This window comes from Mesorhizobium sp. WSM4871 (genome assembly GCF_055811295.1).
The window spans coordinates 188857-206076 of record NZ_JBVVPU010000003.1; the positions used below are offsets into that span (position 1 = coordinate 188857).

The 17220-nt window shown below is 64.9% G+C and carries 16 protein-coding genes and 1 riboswitch; of the genes, 8 read left to right on the plus strand and 8 right to left on the minus strand.

What is annotated here, in order from left to right; all coding sequences use genetic code 11:
* Positions 1 to 2: 2 nt before the first annotated feature.
* Positions 3 to 767, plus strand: coding sequence for a cobalt-precorrin-6A reductase (locus AC0L2H_RS07565; RefSeq protein WP_473589644.1), 765 nt, complete (start codon positions 3 to 5; stop codon positions 765 to 767).
* Here the strand turns inward: AC0L2H_RS07565 and AC0L2H_RS07570 are convergent.
* The 8 genes from AC0L2H_RS07570 to AC0L2H_RS07605 form a co-directional block, all read right to left on the minus strand.
* The gene (locus AC0L2H_RS07570) at positions 731 to 1495 is read right to left on the minus strand and encodes a precorrin-3B C(17)-methyltransferase (RefSeq protein ID WP_473589645.1); all 765 of its coding nucleotides are present in this window, start codon (positions 1493 to 1495) and stop codon (positions 731 to 733) included. The genes AC0L2H_RS07565 and AC0L2H_RS07570 overlap by 37 nt on opposite strands.
* A complete protein-coding gene (locus tag AC0L2H_RS07575; protein ID WP_473589646.1) occupies positions 1492 to 2250 on the minus strand; it encodes a precorrin-2 C(20)-methyltransferase in 759 nt (252 codons plus the stop codon). Before AC0L2H_RS07575 ends, AC0L2H_RS07570 begins: the two co-directional genes overlap by 4 nt.
* Entirely contained in the window at positions 2247 to 2900 is a 654-nt protein-coding gene (locus tag AC0L2H_RS07580; RefSeq protein ID WP_473589647.1) for a precorrin-8X methylmutase, read from the minus strand. Before AC0L2H_RS07580 ends, AC0L2H_RS07575 begins: the two co-directional genes overlap by 4 nt.
* Positions 2897 to 4381, minus strand: coding sequence for a precorrin-3B synthase (gene cobG, locus AC0L2H_RS07585; RefSeq protein ID WP_473589648.1), 1485 nt, complete (start codon positions 4379 to 4381; stop codon positions 2897 to 2899). The genes AC0L2H_RS07580 and cobG overlap by 4 nt, the downstream gene beginning before the upstream one ends.
* The gene (locus tag AC0L2H_RS07590; RefSeq protein ID WP_473589649.1) at positions 4378 to 8037 is read right to left on the minus strand and encodes a cobaltochelatase subunit CobN; all 3660 of its coding nucleotides are present in this window, start codon (positions 8035 to 8037) and stop codon (positions 4378 to 4380) included. Before AC0L2H_RS07590 ends, cobG begins: the two co-directional genes overlap by 4 nt.
* Positions 8038 to 8055: 18 nt before the next feature.
* On the minus strand, positions 8056 to 9093 hold the full coding sequence (gene cobW / locus AC0L2H_RS07595) for a cobalamin biosynthesis protein CobW (RefSeq protein WP_473589650.1): 1038 nt from the start codon (positions 9091 to 9093) through the stop codon (positions 8056 to 8058).
* A 2-nt stretch (positions 9094 to 9095) separates the two neighbouring features.
* Entirely contained in the window at positions 9096 to 9524 is a 429-nt protein-coding gene (locus tag AC0L2H_RS07600) for a DUF1636 family protein (RefSeq protein ID WP_473589651.1), read from the minus strand.
* A gap of 38 nt (positions 9525 to 9562) precedes the next feature.
* A riboswitch (cobalamin riboswitch) is annotated at positions 9563 to 9766 on the minus strand.
* 29 nt (positions 9767 to 9795) lie between these two features.
* Positions 9796 to 10995, minus strand: coding sequence for a winged helix-turn-helix domain-containing protein (locus tag AC0L2H_RS07605; protein ID WP_473589652.1), 1200 nt, complete (start codon positions 10993 to 10995; stop codon positions 9796 to 9798).
* Positions 10996 to 11324: 329 nt separating this feature from the next.
* Here AC0L2H_RS07605 and AC0L2H_RS07610 point away from each other — a divergent pair, with 329 nt between their 5' ends.
* Genes AC0L2H_RS07610 through nuoF form a run of 7 tightly spaced genes read left to right on the plus strand, consistent with a single transcriptional unit; the run spans position 11325 to position 17159 of the window.
* The gene (locus AC0L2H_RS07610) at positions 11325 to 11690 is read left to right on the plus strand and encodes an NADH-quinone oxidoreductase subunit A (RefSeq protein ID WP_097574873.1); all 366 of its coding nucleotides are present in this window, start codon (positions 11325 to 11327) and stop codon (positions 11688 to 11690) included.
* Complete coding sequence (locus AC0L2H_RS07615; protein WP_097574872.1) at positions 11681 to 12262, plus strand: NuoB/complex I 20 kDa subunit family protein; 582 nt, start codon at positions 11681 to 11683, stop codon at positions 12260 to 12262. The genes AC0L2H_RS07610 and AC0L2H_RS07615 overlap by 10 nt, the downstream gene beginning before the upstream one ends.
* A 3-nt stretch (positions 12263 to 12265) precedes the next feature.
* Positions 12266 to 12868 (plus strand): NADH-quinone oxidoreductase subunit C, encoded by a 603-nt coding sequence (locus tag AC0L2H_RS07620; protein ID WP_473589653.1) that lies wholly within the window; start codon positions 12266 to 12268, stop codon positions 12866 to 12868.
* A 21-nt stretch (positions 12869 to 12889) separates the two neighbouring features.
* Positions 12890 to 13279 (plus strand): four helix bundle protein, encoded by a 390-nt coding sequence (locus tag AC0L2H_RS07625; RefSeq protein WP_473589654.1) that lies wholly within the window; start codon positions 12890 to 12892, stop codon positions 13277 to 13279.
* Positions 13280 to 13327: 48 nt separating this feature from the next.
* Positions 13328 to 14518 carry an NADH-quinone oxidoreductase subunit D gene (locus AC0L2H_RS07630; RefSeq protein ID WP_473589655.1) on the plus strand — a complete coding sequence of 397 codons (1191 nt, stop codon included), beginning with the start codon at positions 13328 to 13330 and terminating at the stop codon, positions 14516 to 14518.
* On the plus strand, positions 14519 to 15844 hold the full coding sequence (locus AC0L2H_RS07635; RefSeq protein ID WP_473589656.1) for an NADH-quinone oxidoreductase subunit E: 1326 nt from the start codon (positions 14519 to 14521) through the stop codon (positions 15842 to 15844).
* Positions 15845 to 15854: 10 nt separating this feature from the next.
* Positions 15855 to 17159, plus strand: coding sequence for an NADH-quinone oxidoreductase subunit NuoF (gene nuoF, locus AC0L2H_RS07640; RefSeq protein ID WP_473589657.1), 1305 nt, complete (start codon positions 15855 to 15857; stop codon positions 17157 to 17159).
* The last annotated feature ends 61 nt before the right edge of the window (positions 17160 to 17220 follow it).

Below are 17220 nucleotides of genomic sequence, written 5' to 3' on the forward strand. Positions count from 1 at the left end.
CCATGAAGAAAATTCTGATCCTCGGCGGAACCACCGAAGCCCGGCAACTGGCCGGTAAGGTCGCCGCGCGCGCTGGTCTTGAGGTTACGCTGTCGCTGGCCGGCCGCACTGAGAATCCTGTGGCGCAGGGCGTGCCGGTCCGCACTGGTGGCTTCGGCGGCGCCGAAGGGCTGGCAGCTTATCTCGGCGAAGCGGGCATTCATCTGCTGATCGACGCCACGCATCCCTATGCTGCGCGCATTTCCGCCAATGCGGCGGAGGCGGCGCGGCAAGCGGGTGTGCCGATCATTGCCTTGCGCCGCCCGGGCTGGGAACAGGTCGAGGGCGACCGCTGGACGCTGGTCGATACCGTTGCCGATGCGGTAACGGCATTGGGTCCGCCGTCGCGTCGCGTTTTCCTGGCGCTCGGCCGGCAAGAGGTCGCTGCCTTCGAGGCCGCGCCCCAGCATCATTATCTCATCCGCAGCGTCGATCCGGTCGAGCCTAGGCTGGCGGTGCCTGACGCGACCTATCTGCTGGCGCGCGGGCCGTTCCGCGAGGCAGACGAGCGCGCGCTGCTGGAAAGCCATCGCATCGACGCCGTCGTGTCCAAGAACAGCGGTGGCGAGGCTACTTATGGCAAGATCGCGGCGGCGCGGACGCTTGGCCTCGAGGTGGTCATGATCCGCAGGCCAGCGCTGCCGGATGTTACGTCGGCTGAAACCGTCGAAGCGCTTGCCGCGATGGTCGATCATTTTCTGGTGCCTGCTGCGGAGCGCGGCGTGTAGACCAGCACTGGGCGGTCGCCGCGTTTGATGATCCTGGTTTCCGGCGAGCCGATGATGATGCAGGTCGCCATGTCGGCCTTTTCAGCGTCGACATCCGCCAGCAGATAGACTTCGATGCGCTCGTCCGGGCGGCCCGCTGCCCGGCCGAAGATGACAGGCGTGGTGCCGGGCAATATGGCGGTGAGGCATTCGAAGGCACGGCCAAGCTGCCAGGGACGCGCCTTGCTGATCGGGTTGTAGAGCGCGATGACGAAGCCGGCGCCGGCTGCCGCCAGCAGTCGCAGTTCGATCAGCTCCCAAGGTTTGAGATTGTCGGACAGCGAGATGGCGCAGAAATCATGGCCGAGCGGCGCGCCGATGCGGGCGGCGACCGCAAGCATGGCGGTGATGCCGGGCACGATGGCGACATCGACCGCGCGCCATTCAGCCGGGCCGGCCTCGATCGCCTCGCAAACAGCGGCCGCCATGGCGAAGACGCCGGGATCGCCGCCCGAGACCACGGCGACCTCATGGCCTTCGGCTGCCTTTACTAGCGCGTCCCTGGAGCGCGCGAGTTCCTCGCGATTGTCCGAGGCGACGCGGGTCTGGTCCGGGCGCAGCTCGAGCCGGTCGAGATAGGGCTTGTAGCCGTAGAAGAATTTGGCTTCCGCGACAGCGCGGCTTGCTTCGGGCGTTACCTGGTCGGCATTGCCGGGTCCGAGGCCGATGACGGTCAAACGCCCGCTCACGGCTTGGCTCCCGACGCACCGGGCCGGGCCGACCAGCCGGCCACCAGCACGATGGCGAAATAGGGCGCCTTGTCGTCCTGCTTGTCGGCCAGCCGCATCGAGACGCTGCCCGGCATGGTGCCGCGCTCGACATAGACGGCGCGCGTCAGCTTGCCGGTCGCCTCCAGCGCGCGCCTGATCTTGGGCAGGTTGCGGCCGACCTTCATGATGACGGCGGCATCGGTGTCGGCGAGGCGGCGCGTCAATTCGAACTCGCTCATCGTGCCGGGCAGCACGCTCAGCACGTCGTCGCCCTGGACGATCGGCAGCCCAGTCGCCGACCAGCAGCCGGACATGGCGGTGACGCCCGGAATGACCTCGGTCGGGAAGCGATGCGCCAGCCGGACATGCAGATGCATATAGGAGCCGTAGAAAAGCGGATCGCCTTCCGACAGCACCGCCACCATCTTCCCAGCCTCAAGATGTCCGGCAACCTTTTCGGCCGATTCCTCATAGAAGCCTGATATCTGCGAGCGGTAGTCGTCGTGATCCTTGTCGATTTCGGTCGTCACGGGATAGAGCAGCGGCAGTTCCAGCATGTCCGGCCGGAAGCGCGCTTCGACGATAGCGCGTGCGTTGCTGTTGTTGCCGCGCTTGGCGAAATAGGCCACGACATCGGCCTCGGCCAATATCCGCGCCGCCTTCAGCGTCAACAATTCGGGGTCGCCGGGACCGGTGCCGACGCCGACCAGACGTCCCTTGGGGAGCGCGTTCACAGGCCCGGCCTCGCCAATGCGTTAAGCGCGGCGGCGGTCATGGCGCTGCCGCCCAGCCTGCCGCGCACGATGGCGCAGGGCACGCCATAGGAATTTTCGACCAGCGCATCCTTGGATTCGGCAGCGCCGACGAAACCGACCGGCATGCCGATGATGGCCGCCGGCTTCGGCGCCCCGTCGCGCAATTTCTCCAAGAGATGGAAGAGGGCGGTCGGCGCGTTGCCGATGGCGACGACAGAGCCTGCCATGCGCTCGCCCCAGAGATCGATCGCCGCGGCCGAGCGGGTGTTGCCGATCTCCTTGGCGATCTCGGCGGTGCGCGGATCGCGCAGCGTGCAGATCACCTCATTGCCGGCCGGCAGCCGGGCGCGGGTGACGCCATGCGAGACCATTTCGGCATCGCAGAAGATCGGCGCGCCGGCAGCCAAAGCGGCGCGGGCGGCGGCGACGAAACCGCTGGAAAAGACGAAATGTCTGGCGGCCTCGACCTGGCCGCAGGCATGGATCATGCGGATGGCGACATCGGCCTCGGCCTCGGAAAACCGCGACAGGTCGGCCTCGGCGCGGATGATGGCGAAGGAGCGCTCGTAGATCGCCGTGCCGTCATGGATATAGTCGTAGGCGATGTCGTCCTGGGTGGGCATGCTCATTCCTGTCGGTAAGCCTCGGTGACACCGGCCGCGCCAAGCCTTGCCAGGCAGGCGGCGGCGGTCTCGCCGTGAAGTCGTGCGCTGCGCAGGGCTGCCGCGACGCGACTGACGCCGCGCGCGGCGTCATAGCCCGGCCTGTATCCGGCGGGAAGGGCCTTCGCCGTCCCGTTGACGACAAGTCCGGCTCCGTTTTCGCCGCCGACCAGGGTGAGGGTCGCCGAGCCGGGATGGGCGCAACCCTTGGCGCAGCCGGAAATGTGCAATGTGAAGGAGAAATCGAGGAGGTCGCGGCTCTCCGCCGCGATGGTCTCGGCGATGTCGCGTGTCGCGATCCGTCCGGAGGCGCAGGCCGGCATGCCGGGACAGGCGGCGATGCGGGTGCGTGGGTCGGTGGCGGTGGTGACGAAGCCAAGGGCGGTGGCTGTGTTTTGAAGGCTCTGGTTGGCGGCCGCCGGCTGACCAAGGAAAAGCAGGGCGCGGCCTGGCGCCAGGCGGATTTCGGTGGCGCCAAGGGTGAGAGCCTGTTGGGCAAGGTCGATGAGCTTTTCCGCCGGCATGCTGCCGAAGGGCAGGCTAATGCCGAGGGCGGTGGCGGCAGAGGCCAGGGCGAAGGTTCCAATAGGCTGAAAAGAGTTAGGCTGGCGTTCTGTCGCGCCCCCCTCTGTCCTGCCGGACATCTCCCCCTCTAGGGGGGAGATTCGGCTCCCATCTCCGCTTTCGCCAACTACCGACGTTGCAACAAGAGCAGCGGCGTGGGAACTGCCAATCTCCCCCCTAGAGGGGGAGATGTCCGGCAGGACAGAGGGGGGCGCGAAGGAATGCCAAGTTGCGAGAGATGTCAGCTGCCGCAGCGTCAAATCCCTTGCGTGGGCTTCTCGGCTTTTTTCGGCAACCATCCTTAAAATCGCGACGGCGATATCACGGCCAGCATCTTCCTCGACCATGACGAGCGGCGTTGCATTCTGCCTGTCGCCGGCAACGGCTACTAGCCAACGAACGCCCGCGTCGGTTCTGATCGCACTCAGCCTGACATCGGCCGTCACCGCATCCATGGCCAACTGTCCGCCGCCATCGACAACCACCGAAACCTTCGGGCCAAGGCGCTGCGCCAGCCCGGCTTCATCAATCGCTGCACGAATACGCTCAGCCAGCTGGCGTGGGTCGGCGATCTCTTGCGGGTCAAGCCCTGCGAGCGGCCCGGTCTCGACCGGAACCCCGGTGCGCACCGCAATCCCGAGCGCATCGACCTCCGCCGCCAGCAGCCGCGCGCTTGCCGGCGTCAGGCCGCGTATCTGCAGGCTGCCGCGTGCGGTCACTTCCATGATGCCGTTGCCATGCCGCAAGGCGGATTGGGCGAGCGTGATCAACAAGTTCGGCGCTAGTCCTCCAGAAACGGGATTGAGCCGCACCAGCAGCCCATCGCCGGTCTGCATCGGGGCCGACAAATCAGGGCAAGCGCCACGGCGGGAGAAGGCATTCATGCCGCCACTCCGAGCGCGTGGGCCTCGGTGATCAATGCGGCCAGATCGTCGTCGATGGAATTGCGCAGCGGATGCCACAGACCACGACGCCGCGCCGAGAGGAAACGCTCGGCGATGACTTTTGCGGCGGAAGGGTTTTCGCGCAGGATGAAGGCGCGAACCTCGGGATCGCCGAGATAGGCGTCATGCACGGCTTCGATCAGCGCGCCCGGTATGGCGTGGCTGGTTTCGGCGAAGCCGACGAGACGGTCGACCGTCTCTGCGAATTCCGAGGCGCCGCGCGGGCCGTGGCGCATCTGCCCTGCGATGAAGCGCGGGTTGACCGCCCGCGCCCGCACCACCCGCGCCACGGCCTCGCCGATCGAGCGCGGCTTCGGCCTCTGCGGATCCGTGGTGTCGAGCACGATGACGTCGGCGTTCCTGCCGAGTGCGGCGAGCGCCGCCGAAAAGCCGCCGATGAAGGCGACGTCGGCCGAGCCTTCGAGGATGTCACGGCCGGGATCGTCGCCGGTATGGACGAGCAGATCGGCCTCGGCGATGCGGCCCTCGAAGGCGCCGGGCGCGGAAATACCTTCGCCTTCGGCGCCGCCATAGGCATGCGACGTGGCGTCGAGATAGGCGCGGCCGATCTCTTCGCGCGCCGCCCAGTCGCCGCTTGCCAAAAGATCCTCGACGCCGGCGCCGTAAGTGCCGGGCGAGGTGCCGAAGATGCGCGGGCTGATCTTCCCCTCCGCGCGCGTCCTGGCGGCGAGCGGGTTTTCCGAGACGTCTTCGTCGCGGGCGGCGACAGCGTTGGCGGCGGCATCGATCAGCGCAATCTGGGTCGGGAACATGTCGCGGAACAGGCCCGATATGCGCCAGGTGACATCGACGCGCGGGCGCCCGAGCGCGGCTGGGGGCAGCACCTCGATGCCGGTGATGCGACCGGTGGCGGCATCCCATTGCGGCCGGCAGCCCATCAGCGCCAAGCCTTGCGCGATCTCCTCGCCGCCGGTGCGCAGCGAGGCGGAGCCCCAGAGGTCGATGACCAGCGAGCGCGGCCAGTCGCCATGCGTCTGTGTATAGCCGCGCACGACTTCTTCGGCCGCCACCTTGCCCAGATCATAGGCGGTCGGTGTCGGCATGGTGCGGGGGTCCGATGTGAACAGATTGCGGCCGGTCGGCAGCACATCACGCCGGCCGCGCGCGGGGGCACCGGCCGGACCGGCCTTGACATGGCGGCCATCGAGCGCCGCGAGCAAGGCTGCCTTCTCGGCCGCGGCACTTTGCCTGCGCAGCGGATCGGTTTCGCCCGCCGGTGAGCGGCCATAGATGTGCAGCCCGTCCTTGATGGCGAAATCCTTGAGGTCGCAGAGCCAGGCATCGATGCGGCGCAGCGCCTCGTCGGGCGCATCGGTGCCGGCAACGCCTGCTTCATTGGCGAGGCCGGTCTTCTGCGCGGTCTCGACGATCAGCCTTGCCAGGCGGTCGCGGCGGCGGCGGTCGAGCCCGTCGGCCTGGGCATATTCATCGACCAGCCGCTCAAGCTTGTGTTGGTTCTCGTCGAGCCCGGCGCCGGTCAGCGGCGGCGGCAAATGGCCTAGGGTAACGGCGGCGATGCGCCGCTTGGCCTGCGCCGCCTCGCCGGGATTGGAGACGATGAAGGGGTAGATGACGGGCAATGCGCCGGTGACGATCTCGGGAAAGCAGTTTTCGCTGAGCGCCACCGTCTTGCCGGGCAGCCATTCCAGCGTGCCGTGGGCGCCGACATGGATGAGGGCGTGGACGCCGAGGGACTTGCGCAGCCACAGGCCGAAGGCGATCAGGGCATGGCGCGGGGGCAAGGTCGGGTCGTGGTAGTCGACGCGACGATCCGTGGAGCGGCCGCGATCGGGGGCGAGGGCTATGGTGACGTTGCCGAAGGTCGCGGCGCGGAAGGGGAATTTTGCGGCGGTAGGCGCTTGAACACCCCCCTCTGTCCTGCCGGACATCTCCCCCTCAAGGGGGGAGATTGGCAGTTCCGATATCGTCGCTCCTCCTGCAACGTTGCTAGTTGGCGAAAGCAGAGACGACAGCTCAATCTCCCCCCTTGAGGGGGAGATGTCCGGCAGGACAGAGGGGGGCGCCTCGCGCAAACCTGTCTCATCTTCCGCCTTACCCCACGCCGCCTCTACCGCAGCGATTGCAGCCGTCGGCAATTCCGTGGTGAAGGCCAGATAGTCCGCCAGTCCCAATCCCTCGTCACCGCGCTCCAACAAATCCAGCAGTTCACGCGGCGTTTGCGGAATCCCTTCAACGGCGTAGCCCTGTTCGCTGAGGTCATGCAGCATGGCGAGCACGCTGGAGGGTACATCAAGGCCGACGGCATAGCCGGTGCGGCCGGGGGCGCTGGGATAGTCGGGGATCAGGATGGCGAGCTTGCGTTGTCCGCGCGGCGTCTGCCGCAGGCGAATAAAGGCTTCGATGCGGGCAGCCACCTGCGCCACGCGATCTGGCTCCGGCCGGTTGGCGAAGGCGCGGAACGCCAGCGCCGGATCGGTTTCGACCTCACCCTTGAAGGAGACGGCGCCGGCCAGGATGCGGCCGTCGAGCTCGGGCAGCACGACATGCATGGCGAGGTCGGCCGGCGCCAGGCCACGCTGGTTGTTTTGCCAAACATCGCGGCGAGTAGTTGCAACGATGACCTGGAAGACCGGCACGCCGGCACGGTCGAACAGGGTTTCGATGCCGGGCTCGGCGCCGGAGGCAAAGGCGGTCGCGGTGATGATGGCGGCGGGGTTTAAGGTTGCGAGCGCGGTTTCGACGAATGCCAGCGAAGCCGGGTCCTTGAGGCTGGAGACGAAGATGGGAACGGAGGCGATGCCGCGCGCGCTCAGCGCCTCAAAAAGGGCGTCGATGGGCGCGACATCTGCGGCTAACAGCATCGAGCGGTAGAACAGGATGGGAATGACAGGCGCGACGTCCCCCTCCCCCTCGAGGGGAGGGTGGCCCGCAGGGCCGGGTGGGGTCGTTGCGGCAGTGCTCGACGTTTTTTTAAGTCGGCGCGCTTCAGAGAGGACCCCACCCCCGGCCTGCGGCCGGACCCTCCCCTCGAGGGGGAGGGGGATGTCGCGCTCTACGACCCCAAGTCCCGGCTGATAATAGCCCGTCTTCGGCACATTGACCGGCTCGGCGATCGCCGCATCCGATCCGGCAAGTCGCGCCAGTCTCCGAACCAGCGCCGTCATATTCTCCGGCCCGCCCTCGCGGAAATAACCGAGCAGGCCGTCCAGTTCCTCGCGTGGCAGGGTCGATCCTTCGATCAGCCGCAAATCCTCGTCGTGGCTCTCGCCGGGCAGCAGCGCCAGCTTGATGCCGCGTGCGCGCGCAATCGTGGCAAGCTGGTCGCAGCCATAGCGCCACCAGTCGTAGCCGCCGAGGATGCGGACGAGAACAACCTTGGCGTGGCGGGCGACGCTGTCGATCCAGAGGTCGACCGACATCGGATGGCGCAGATCGCGAAGCGCGGCGAGCCGCATCGAGGGCAGGCGTGCCGCATCCGCCTTCCATGCCGCCGCCAGTCCGGCCAGATCGCTGTCGGTGAAGGACAAGGCCACGACATCCGCCGGCGTCTGCCGGAGATCGACAGGCTCGGCCAGATCGTCGAGCGAGGCGGATGTTGTGGTGAGGATGTGCATCGCGGTTTGTGCTTTGCCTCAGCCGGCGAGGATACGCTCGATGGCCGGGCGGTTCAGCCCCTTCAAGCCAATGACAACGAGGCGCGAGCGGCGGTCGTCTTCGGGCGTCCAGGCGCGGTCGTAATAGTGATTGACGCGCGGACCGACGGCCTGCAGCAACAGCCGCATCGGCTTGCCGCCGACCTCGACGAAGCCTTTCACGCGCAGCACGTTTTCTTCTTCGGCGGCTGTGGCGACGCGTTTTGCCAGCTCGTCCGGATTGGAGACGGAGGCGATATCGATCACGAAGCTATCAAAATCGTCGTGCTCGTGGTCGAGTTCGTCGTCGTGATGGGTCTTGCGGTTTTCGATGTCGTCCTCGACGGCAAGGCCGAGACCGAGCAGCACCGAGGGATCGACTTTGCCCTGCGATGTCGGAACGATCTTCACGGCACGCGCGACATGCTGGCCGACGATGGCATTGGCGCGGGCCGAGCCGGCGGCATCCATCAGATCGCTCTTCGACAATATGATCAGGTCGGCACAGGCGACCTGATCCTCGAACACTTCCTCGACCGGATCGTCGTGATCGAGGGTCTCGTCCTGCGCCCGCTGCGCCTGCAGGGCATCCATGTCGTTGGCGACGCGGCCTTCGGCCAGCGCCGGTCCGTCGACCACGGCGATGACGCCGTCGACCGTCACCCGGCTCTTGACCGATGGCCACTGGAAGGCCTGGACGAGTGGCTTGGGCAGAGCGAGGCCCGAGGTTTCGATCAGGATATGGTCGACCTTGGGCGTCCGCGACAGGATCTGGTCGAGCGCCGGGACGAAATCGTCGGCGACGGTGCAGCAGATACAGCCATTGGCCAGTTCGACGATGTTCTCCTCGGGGCAAGAGTCGATGCCGCAGCCTTTCAATATCTCACCGTCGATGCCGATGTCGCCGAACTCGTTGACGATGATGGCCAGCCGCTTGCCCCCGGCGTTTTCGAGCAGATGACGGATCAGCGTCGTCTTGCCGGCGCCGAGGAAGCCGGTGACGACAGTGCAGGGGACGCGGGAAACGGAAGCGGTCATGATCAGTCCTTCAGGAGGTCAAGGGGAGGGATGCGGGCGACGAGGCCGCGCTTCAGGCTGTCGGGGCGGCCGCGCCAGGGAATGAGACCGTCGGTCGACGTGGCGAAGAGCTTCGCGCCGGTGACGAGATCGGCGCCGCTGGTGGGAGTCAGGTTGCCGAAGACGTAGCTCCAGCAGCCGTCACGAAGGATCGCGGCGCTGAGCCGTCGCTTGCAATTGCCGAGGCATTCGACGGTGCGGATGCGGATTTTTTCGCCAGAGGCGGCATGGCGCGTGTCATCGGCGAGCAGCGCACCGGCGCGGGGATGGGCATCGGAGCCGGTTTCGTCGCGACAGGACGAGCAGACGATGACGGTGACGCCGGCCAGGGAATCGTCCCCGCCGGACAATATGTCCGCTGTCTCAGCCGAAAAACTGCTGTCGCGTTCCAAATCAGGCTCCTTGCCCGGAAAACCCGCCAGGCGATCGGATTCTTGTCTCTCAGACGGCAGGTCTCCTGGCTCGCGGGTCATCGCCTGGGTGCCGCCTTCCCGGGAACATCCCAGTGGTTTTCGGCCTTGGCTCGTCGCTTACAGTTGCGGGGACAGCCGCGGATTTGAAACCGAGATTTCGCACCGCATTCCCTCTTGGCTCCTCCCTTTGCCGAGAGGAGACCGTCTGAACCGGATTTAGGCTTTTGCGGGCAGCGGTGTCAACGTGAGCTTACGACACTGCGATGTCGACAAGCGCCGGACCCAAATCACCGGCTGGTGTCACCTCGATGCGTTCGAGGCCGAGCCAGACCTGCATCTGCTTCAACTCCTCGACCAGCGCTGCCGCCGTTTCGGCCGGCGCGCCAGGTTCGGCATAGGCCGCATGGACGCGCAGGACGCTTGCCGGGCGGTCGGCCTTGAGGTCGACGCGCGCCACGATCCTGTCGCCAAGCAGGAACGGCAGGACGTAATAGCCGTATTGGCGCTTTTCGGCCGGCGTGTAGATCTCGATGCGGTAGCGAAAGTCGAACAGTCTTTCGGTGCGCGAGCGCTCGAAGACGACCGGATCGAATGGGGCAAGCAGGGCGCGCGCCTCGATCTTGCGTGGCAAACGGGCGTCCTTGTGTAGGTAGGCCGGCTTGCTCCAGCCTTCGACGCGCACCGGCAATAGCTCGCCCGTTTCGACCAGTTCCTCTATCCGGCCCTTCATGTCGGCCGGCGACAGGCGGAAATAGTCGCGCAGGTCGCCTGCGGTCGCCACGCCATGGGCGCGGGCGGAGATGCGCAGCAAGTCGCGATGCGCGTCCCCGGCAGTGGGCACTGGCAGGGCGAGCACGGCGGGCGGCAGCACGCGTTCGGGCAGATCATAGAAGCGTTCGAAGCCGCGGCGATGCGCCGTGGTGATGCGGCCGGCCCAGAACAGCCATTCGAAGGCGTGCTTGGCGTGGCTCCAGCCCCACCAGCCGCCCGAGCCTTTCTGGCCCTCCAATGCAGAAGCGGCGATCGGGCCGCGTTCGGCGACCTCGCGGTAGATCTCTTCTATATAGCCGGCATGCTCGCGGCCCCATTTGGCGAGGCCCAGATACATTTCGTCGCCGCGCTCGGCCCGCTCCATGCGCCAGCGCATCAGCGGGTATGTCTCGACCGGCAGGAACGAAGCCTCATGCGCCCAATATTCGAACACCGTGCGCTTGCGGGTGACAGCGGCGCTGTCGAGCAGGGACAGGGGGTAGGGACCGAGGCGGGAGTAGAGCGGCATATAGTGGGCGCGCACCACCGCGCTGACGGAATCGATCTGCAGCAGCCCGGTGCGCCCCAGCACGCGAGCCAGGTGGCGGCGGTCCGGCGTGCCGCCCGGCCTCGGATCGGTGAAACCCTGTGCGGCGAGTGCGATGCGCCTGGCCATGCCGAGCGAGATCTTTTCCTTCATGCTGACGGCGCCCTGATAATGTTCAAGCGAGGCAAGAACCGATGATTCCCGACCATGCTAGCAGGGATTTGGCGGGATATATGTCAGGAGAGAAAAGTGGAGTAAAAAGTGAAGGAAATCAAACAGGAGCGGATCGGACCAGTTTTTCCGGATGTGCCGTCCAGCACCGTGTTTTGAACAAGGTTTGACTTGCTTCGCCGAAAGCGCTGCGCTAACCCTCGCCGCGTTGCAGCATAGGCCCTTCAAACGGTTCAGCGGTTAATCTGTCACGCTTCCGCATTAAGGTCCGTTGCTGTAATCAAAGTGGATTGGCAACGGAAAGCCGCAGCATGAACGCACTCCTGAGTTCGTACCTGCCCATCGTCCTGTTCATCGGCGTGGCGCTGGTCGTCGGCCTGGCGCTGATCGTGGCGCCGTTCCTGGTGGCCTACCGCAATCCCGACCCGGAAAAGCTTTCCGCCTACGAATGCGGTTTCAACTCGTTCGACGACGCCCGTATGAAGTTCGACATCCGCTTCTATCTGGTGTCGATCCTGTTCATCATCTTCGACCTGGAAGTGGCCTTCCTGTTCCCGTGGGCGGTGTCGTTCTCCAAGATCGGCATGCTCGGTTTCTGGTCGATGATGGTGTTTTTGGCCGTGCTGACCATCGGCTTTGCCTATGAATGGAAAAAAGGAGCGCTGGAATGGGATTGAACGACAGTTCAGGCACCCTAGTCGCGCCGAGGCCCAAGGGCCTGATCGATCCCAACACCGGCCGGCCGGTGGGGGAGGATGATCCGTTCTTCCTGGAAATCAACAACGAGCTGGCCGACAAGGGTTTCCTCGTCACCTCGACCGAGGCGCTGATCACCTGGGCCCGCAGCGGCTCGCTGATGTTCATGACGTTCGGTCTCGCCTGCTGCGCCGTCGAGATGATCCACACCTCGATGCCGCGCTACGATTCTGAGAGGTTCGGCGTTGCGCCGCGCGCGTCTCCGCGTCAGTCCGACATCATGATCGTCGCCGGCACGCTGACCAACAAGATGGCGCCGGCGCTGCGCAAGGTCTACGACCAGATGCCGGAGCCGCGCTACGTCATCTCGATGGGTTCCTGCGCCAATGGCGGCGGCTATTACCACTATTCCTATTCGGTGGTGCGTGGCTGCGACCGCATCGTGCCGGTCGACATCTATGTGCCCGGCTGCCCGCCGAGCGCCGAAGCGCTGCTTTACGGCATTCTTCTGCTGCAAAAGAAGATCCGCCGCACCGGCACGATCGAGCGATAAATCATGAGCATACCCTTAAGCGAACTGTCGACTTATCTCGGCGAGAAGCTGATTGACCGGGTCAACGACCCGGTGCTTGCCTATGGCGAACTCACCGTTTCGGTTGAGCCGGGCGACCTGATCGAGGTGGCGACCTTCCTGCGCGATGATCCAAAATGCCAGTTCATTTCGATCATCGACGTCTGCGGCGCCGACTATCCGTCGCGGGCCAAGCGCTTCGATGTGGTCTATCACTTGCTGTCGCCGAAGCAGAACGTGCGTATCCGCGTCAAGGTCCAGGCCGGCGAGGAAACCATGGTGCCGTCGCTCACCGGCGTCTACCCCGGCGCCGACTGGTTCGAGCGCGAGACCTACGATCTCTATGGCGTGCTGTTCTCCGGCCACCCGGATCTGCGCCGGATCCTGACCGACTATGGCTTCGAAGGTCATCCGCTGCGCAAGGATTTCCCGCTGACCGGCTTTGTCGAAGTGCGCTACGACGACGAGGCCAAGCGCGTCATTTACGAGCCGGTGGAATTGAAGCAGGAATTCCGCAATTTCGATTTTCTGTCCCCTTGGGAAGGGACGGACTACGTTCTTCCGGGCGACGAAAAAGCGAAACAGTGAATGGTGAATAGTGAATGGTGAATGGACGAGACGCCGGAAACTATACGCGACTATCGCGATCTCATCGTCTGGAAGGAGGCGATGGATATCGCCGAGGAAGTCTATGTTTTGACGCGCGGGTTTCCGCGCGAGGAATTGTATGGAATGACGTCTCAGATGCGGCGTTGCGCGGTCTCAATTCCGGCAAATATCGCGGAAGGGTTCGGTCGTGCGCAGCGACGGCCATTCATTCAGTTTCTTCGCATCGCGCAAGGTTCGTTAAAGGAACTGGAGACCCATACCATGCTCTGCGTGCGGTTCGGGCTGTTGTCCCAGGACCAGGCAGCGAAGCTGGAGCCGACCTATACAAGACTAGGCAAGAGGCTGGTCTCATTTGTCCGGTCGCTGGACCAGGACGGGACAGGCGCTTGATCATTCACCATTCACTATTCACCATTCACTCATCGCCAAGGGCGATCCATGGCTGAAACCTCTGTCCGCAACTTCAACATCAACTTTGGCCCTCAACATCCTGCGGCGCATGGTGTTTTGAGGCTGGTGCTTGAGCTCGACGGTGAAGTCGTCGATCGCGTCGATCCGCATATCGGGCTGCTGCACCGCGGCACGGAGAAGCTGATCGAGCACAAGACCTATTTGCAGGCCGTGCCCTATCTCGACCGGCTCGATTATTGCGCGCCGATGAACCAGGAACATGCCTTCGCGCTTGCCGCCGAGCGGCTGCTCGGCATCGAGGTGCCGAAGCGCGGCCAGCTGATCCGCGTGCTCTATTGCGAGATCGGCCGCATCATGTCGCATATCCTCAATGTGACGACGCAGGCGCTGGATGTCGGCGCGCTGACGCCGCCGCTATGGGGTTTCGTCGAGCGCGAAAAGCTGATGGTATTCTACGAACGCGCCTCGGGCTCGCGCATGCATGCGGCCTATTTCCGGCCGGGCGGCGTCCACCAGGACCTGCCACAGAAGCTGGTCGAGGATATCGGCAAGTGGATCGACCCGTTCCTGAAGTCGCTCGATGATCTCGACGCGCTGCTCACCGGCAACCGCATCTTCAAGCAGCGCAATGTCGACATCGGCACGGTGTCGCTGGCCGATGCCTGGGCCTGGGGCTTTTCGGGCGTCATGGTGCGCGGCTCGGGCGCTGCCTGGGACCTGCGCAAGTCGCAGCCCTATGAATGCTACGCCGAGATGGATTTCGACATCCCGATCGGCAAGAACGGCGACTGTTTCGACCGCTACCTCGTGCGCATGGAAGAAATGCGCCAGTCGGCCAAGATCATGCGCCAGTGCGTCGATCTTCTGCTCGGCAAGGAAAGCAGCGGACCGGTGTCGAACCTTGACGGCAAGGTGGTGCCGCCGAAGCGCCCGGCGATGAAGCGCTCGATGGAAGCGCTGATCCATCATTTCAAGCTCTACACCGAAGGCTACCGCGTGCCGGCCGGCGAGGTCTATGCCGCCGTCGAGGCGCCGAAGGGCGAATTCGGCGTCTACATGGTCTCCGACGGCACCAACAAGCCCTATCGCTGCAAGCTGCGCGCGCCAGGCTTTGCGCATCTGCAAGCAATGGATTTCCTGTGCCGCGGCCACATGCTGGCCGACGTTACCGCCGTTCTCGGCTCCCTCGACATCGTGTTTGGTGAGGTCGATCGCTAAATGTCAGTCCGCCGTCTCGCAGAAGCCAGCGTCCAGCCAGCGTCCTTCGCCTTCAACCGGGCGAATGCGGCGGCGGCCAAGCAATGGATCAAGAAATATCCGAAGGGCCGCGAACAGTCGGCGATCATTCCCTTGCTGATGCTGGCGCAGGAGCAGGAAGGCTGGGTGACCAAGGCGGCGATCGAGACGATCTCCGATATGCTCGGCATGCCCCGCATCCGCGGGCTCGAAGTCGCGACCTTCTACACGCAGTATCAGTTGAGCCCGGTCGGCACCCGCGCGCATATCCAGGTCTGCGGCACCACGCCCTGCATGCTGCGCGGCTCGGAAGCGCTGATGGATGTCTGCCGCTCGAAAATCCATCACGACCAGTTCCATACCAACGACAAGGGCACGCTGTCGTGGGAAGAGGTCGAGTGCCTTGGCGCCTGCGTCAACGCGCCGATGGTTATGATTTTCAAGGACACGTTCGAGGATTTGACGCCGGAGCGGCTGGCCGAGATCATCGACCTCTACGGCGCCGGCAAAGGGGCCGAGGTCGAGCCCGGCCCGCAAAATGGCCGCATCACCTCCGAGCCGATCACCGGCCTGACGACGCTGAAGAGCGAAAAGGCGATACTCAAGGCGACCCGCGACAGGGAAGCCAAGGAGGCTGCCAAGGCCGCCAAGGAAGCGCCGGATGCCATTACTGTTCCGGCTCCGTCAGCGCCAGCCGCTGCCGCCGCGACGCCGGCTCCCACCTCTGCTCCGGCTCCCGCCGTCGCGCCGTCGAAGGCCAGCAAGCCGAAGACCGATGCGCCCGAAACCAGCCCGGCGTTGAAGACGCCTTCGGCGGTCAAGGTGGCGCCTGCCGTGGAAAAGGCGGCGAGCGTTTCGGCCCCGATGCATTCGGCAGCCAATGCCAACAAGGCGGCGCCGGAAGTCGAAAAGGTTTCCAAGCAGCGCAACGGCCCGAAGACCAAGGCCGAGCCGGCGGCTGCATTCAAGGCGCCTGAGGCCAAGGTGCCCGCAGCCAAGGCCGCCAAGCCGGCAAAGCCTTCGCTGGAAGACAAGAACCGCCCGGCCGGCATCGAAAAGCCGGCACTGGTCGACGATCTCAAGCTGATCTCCGGCGTTGGCCCGAGGAGCGAGGGCATCCTGCATTCGCTCGGCATCTTCACCTACGCGCAAGTCGCTTCCTGGAAGAAGGCCGAGCGCGAGTGGGTCGATGGCTATCTCAGCTTCCATGGCCGCATCGAGCGCGAAGACTGGGTCAAGCAGGCCAAGGCGCTCGCCAAGGGCGGGGTCGCCGAATATATCCGCGTCTTCGGCAAGAAGCCGGTCTGAGGGACGAACAATGCTTCAGGACAAAGACCGCATCTTCAACAACATCTACGGCCTCTTCGACAAGTCGCTGGCCGGCGCGATGGCGCGCGGCGCCTGGGACGGCACGCCCGGCATCATCGCCAAGGGGCGCGATTGGATCGTCAACGAGATGAAGGCCTCGGGCCTGCGCGGCCGCGGCGGCGCCGGTTTCCCGACGGGCTTGAAATGGTCGTTCATGCCCAAGCAGAGCGACGGCCGGCCGAGCTATCTCGTCGTCAACGCCGACGAATCCGAGCCCGGCACCTGCAAGGATCGCGATATATTGCGCCATGACCCGCATACGCTGGTCGAAGGCTGCCTGATCGCCGGCTTCGCCATGGGCGCCGTTGCCGCCTACATCTATGTGCGCGGCGAGTTCATCAGGGAGCGCGAGGCGCTGCAGCGCGCCATCGACGAGGCCTATGAGGCCAAGCTGATCGGCAAGAACAATACGTCCGGCTACGACTTCGACATCTACATGCATCACGGCGCCGGCGCCTATATCTGCGGCGAGGAGACGGCGCTGCTCGAAAGCCTCGAAGGCAAGAAGGGCCAGCCCAGGCTGAAGCCGCCATTCCCGGCCAATGTCGGCCTCTATGGCTGCCCGACCACGGTCAACAATGTCGAGTCCATCGCGGTGGCGCCGACCATCCTGCGCCGGGGTGCCGCCTGGTTCTCGTCCTTCGGCCGGCCCAACAATGTCGGCACCAAGCTGTTCTGCATCTCCGGCCACGTCAACAATCCGTGCACCGTCGAAGAAGCGATGTCGATCCCGTTCCGTGAGCTGATCGAGACGCATTGCGGCGGCATCCGCGGCGGCTGGGACAATCTGCTGGCGGTCATTCCGGGTGGCGCTTCCGTGCCGCTGGTGCCGGCCGAGCAGATCATCGACACGCCGATGGATTTCGACGCGCTGCGCGACCTGAAATCGGGTCTCGGCACGGCGGCTGTCATCGTCATGGACAAATCCACCGATATCGTTAAGGCGATCGCCCGGCTCTCCTATTTCTACAAGCATGAGAGCTGCGGCCAGTGCACGCCATGCCGTGAAGGCACCGGCTGGATGTGGCGGGTGATGGAACGGCTGGTGCGCGGCGAGGCGCAGAAGCGCGAGATCGACATGCTGCTCGACGTCACCAAGCAGGTCGAGGGCCACACGATATGCGCGCTGGGCGATGCGGCGGCGTGGCCGATCCAGGGCCTGATGCGGCACTTCCGCGGCGAGGTGGAGCGGCGCATCGACGAGTTTTCGCGCAACGCCCACCGGGCAGAGCCGGTGATGGTGGCAGCGGAATAGAGTTTGAACTACGGGCAAACGCCCGATTTGAAATACGGGCTAACGCCCGATTTGAAATACG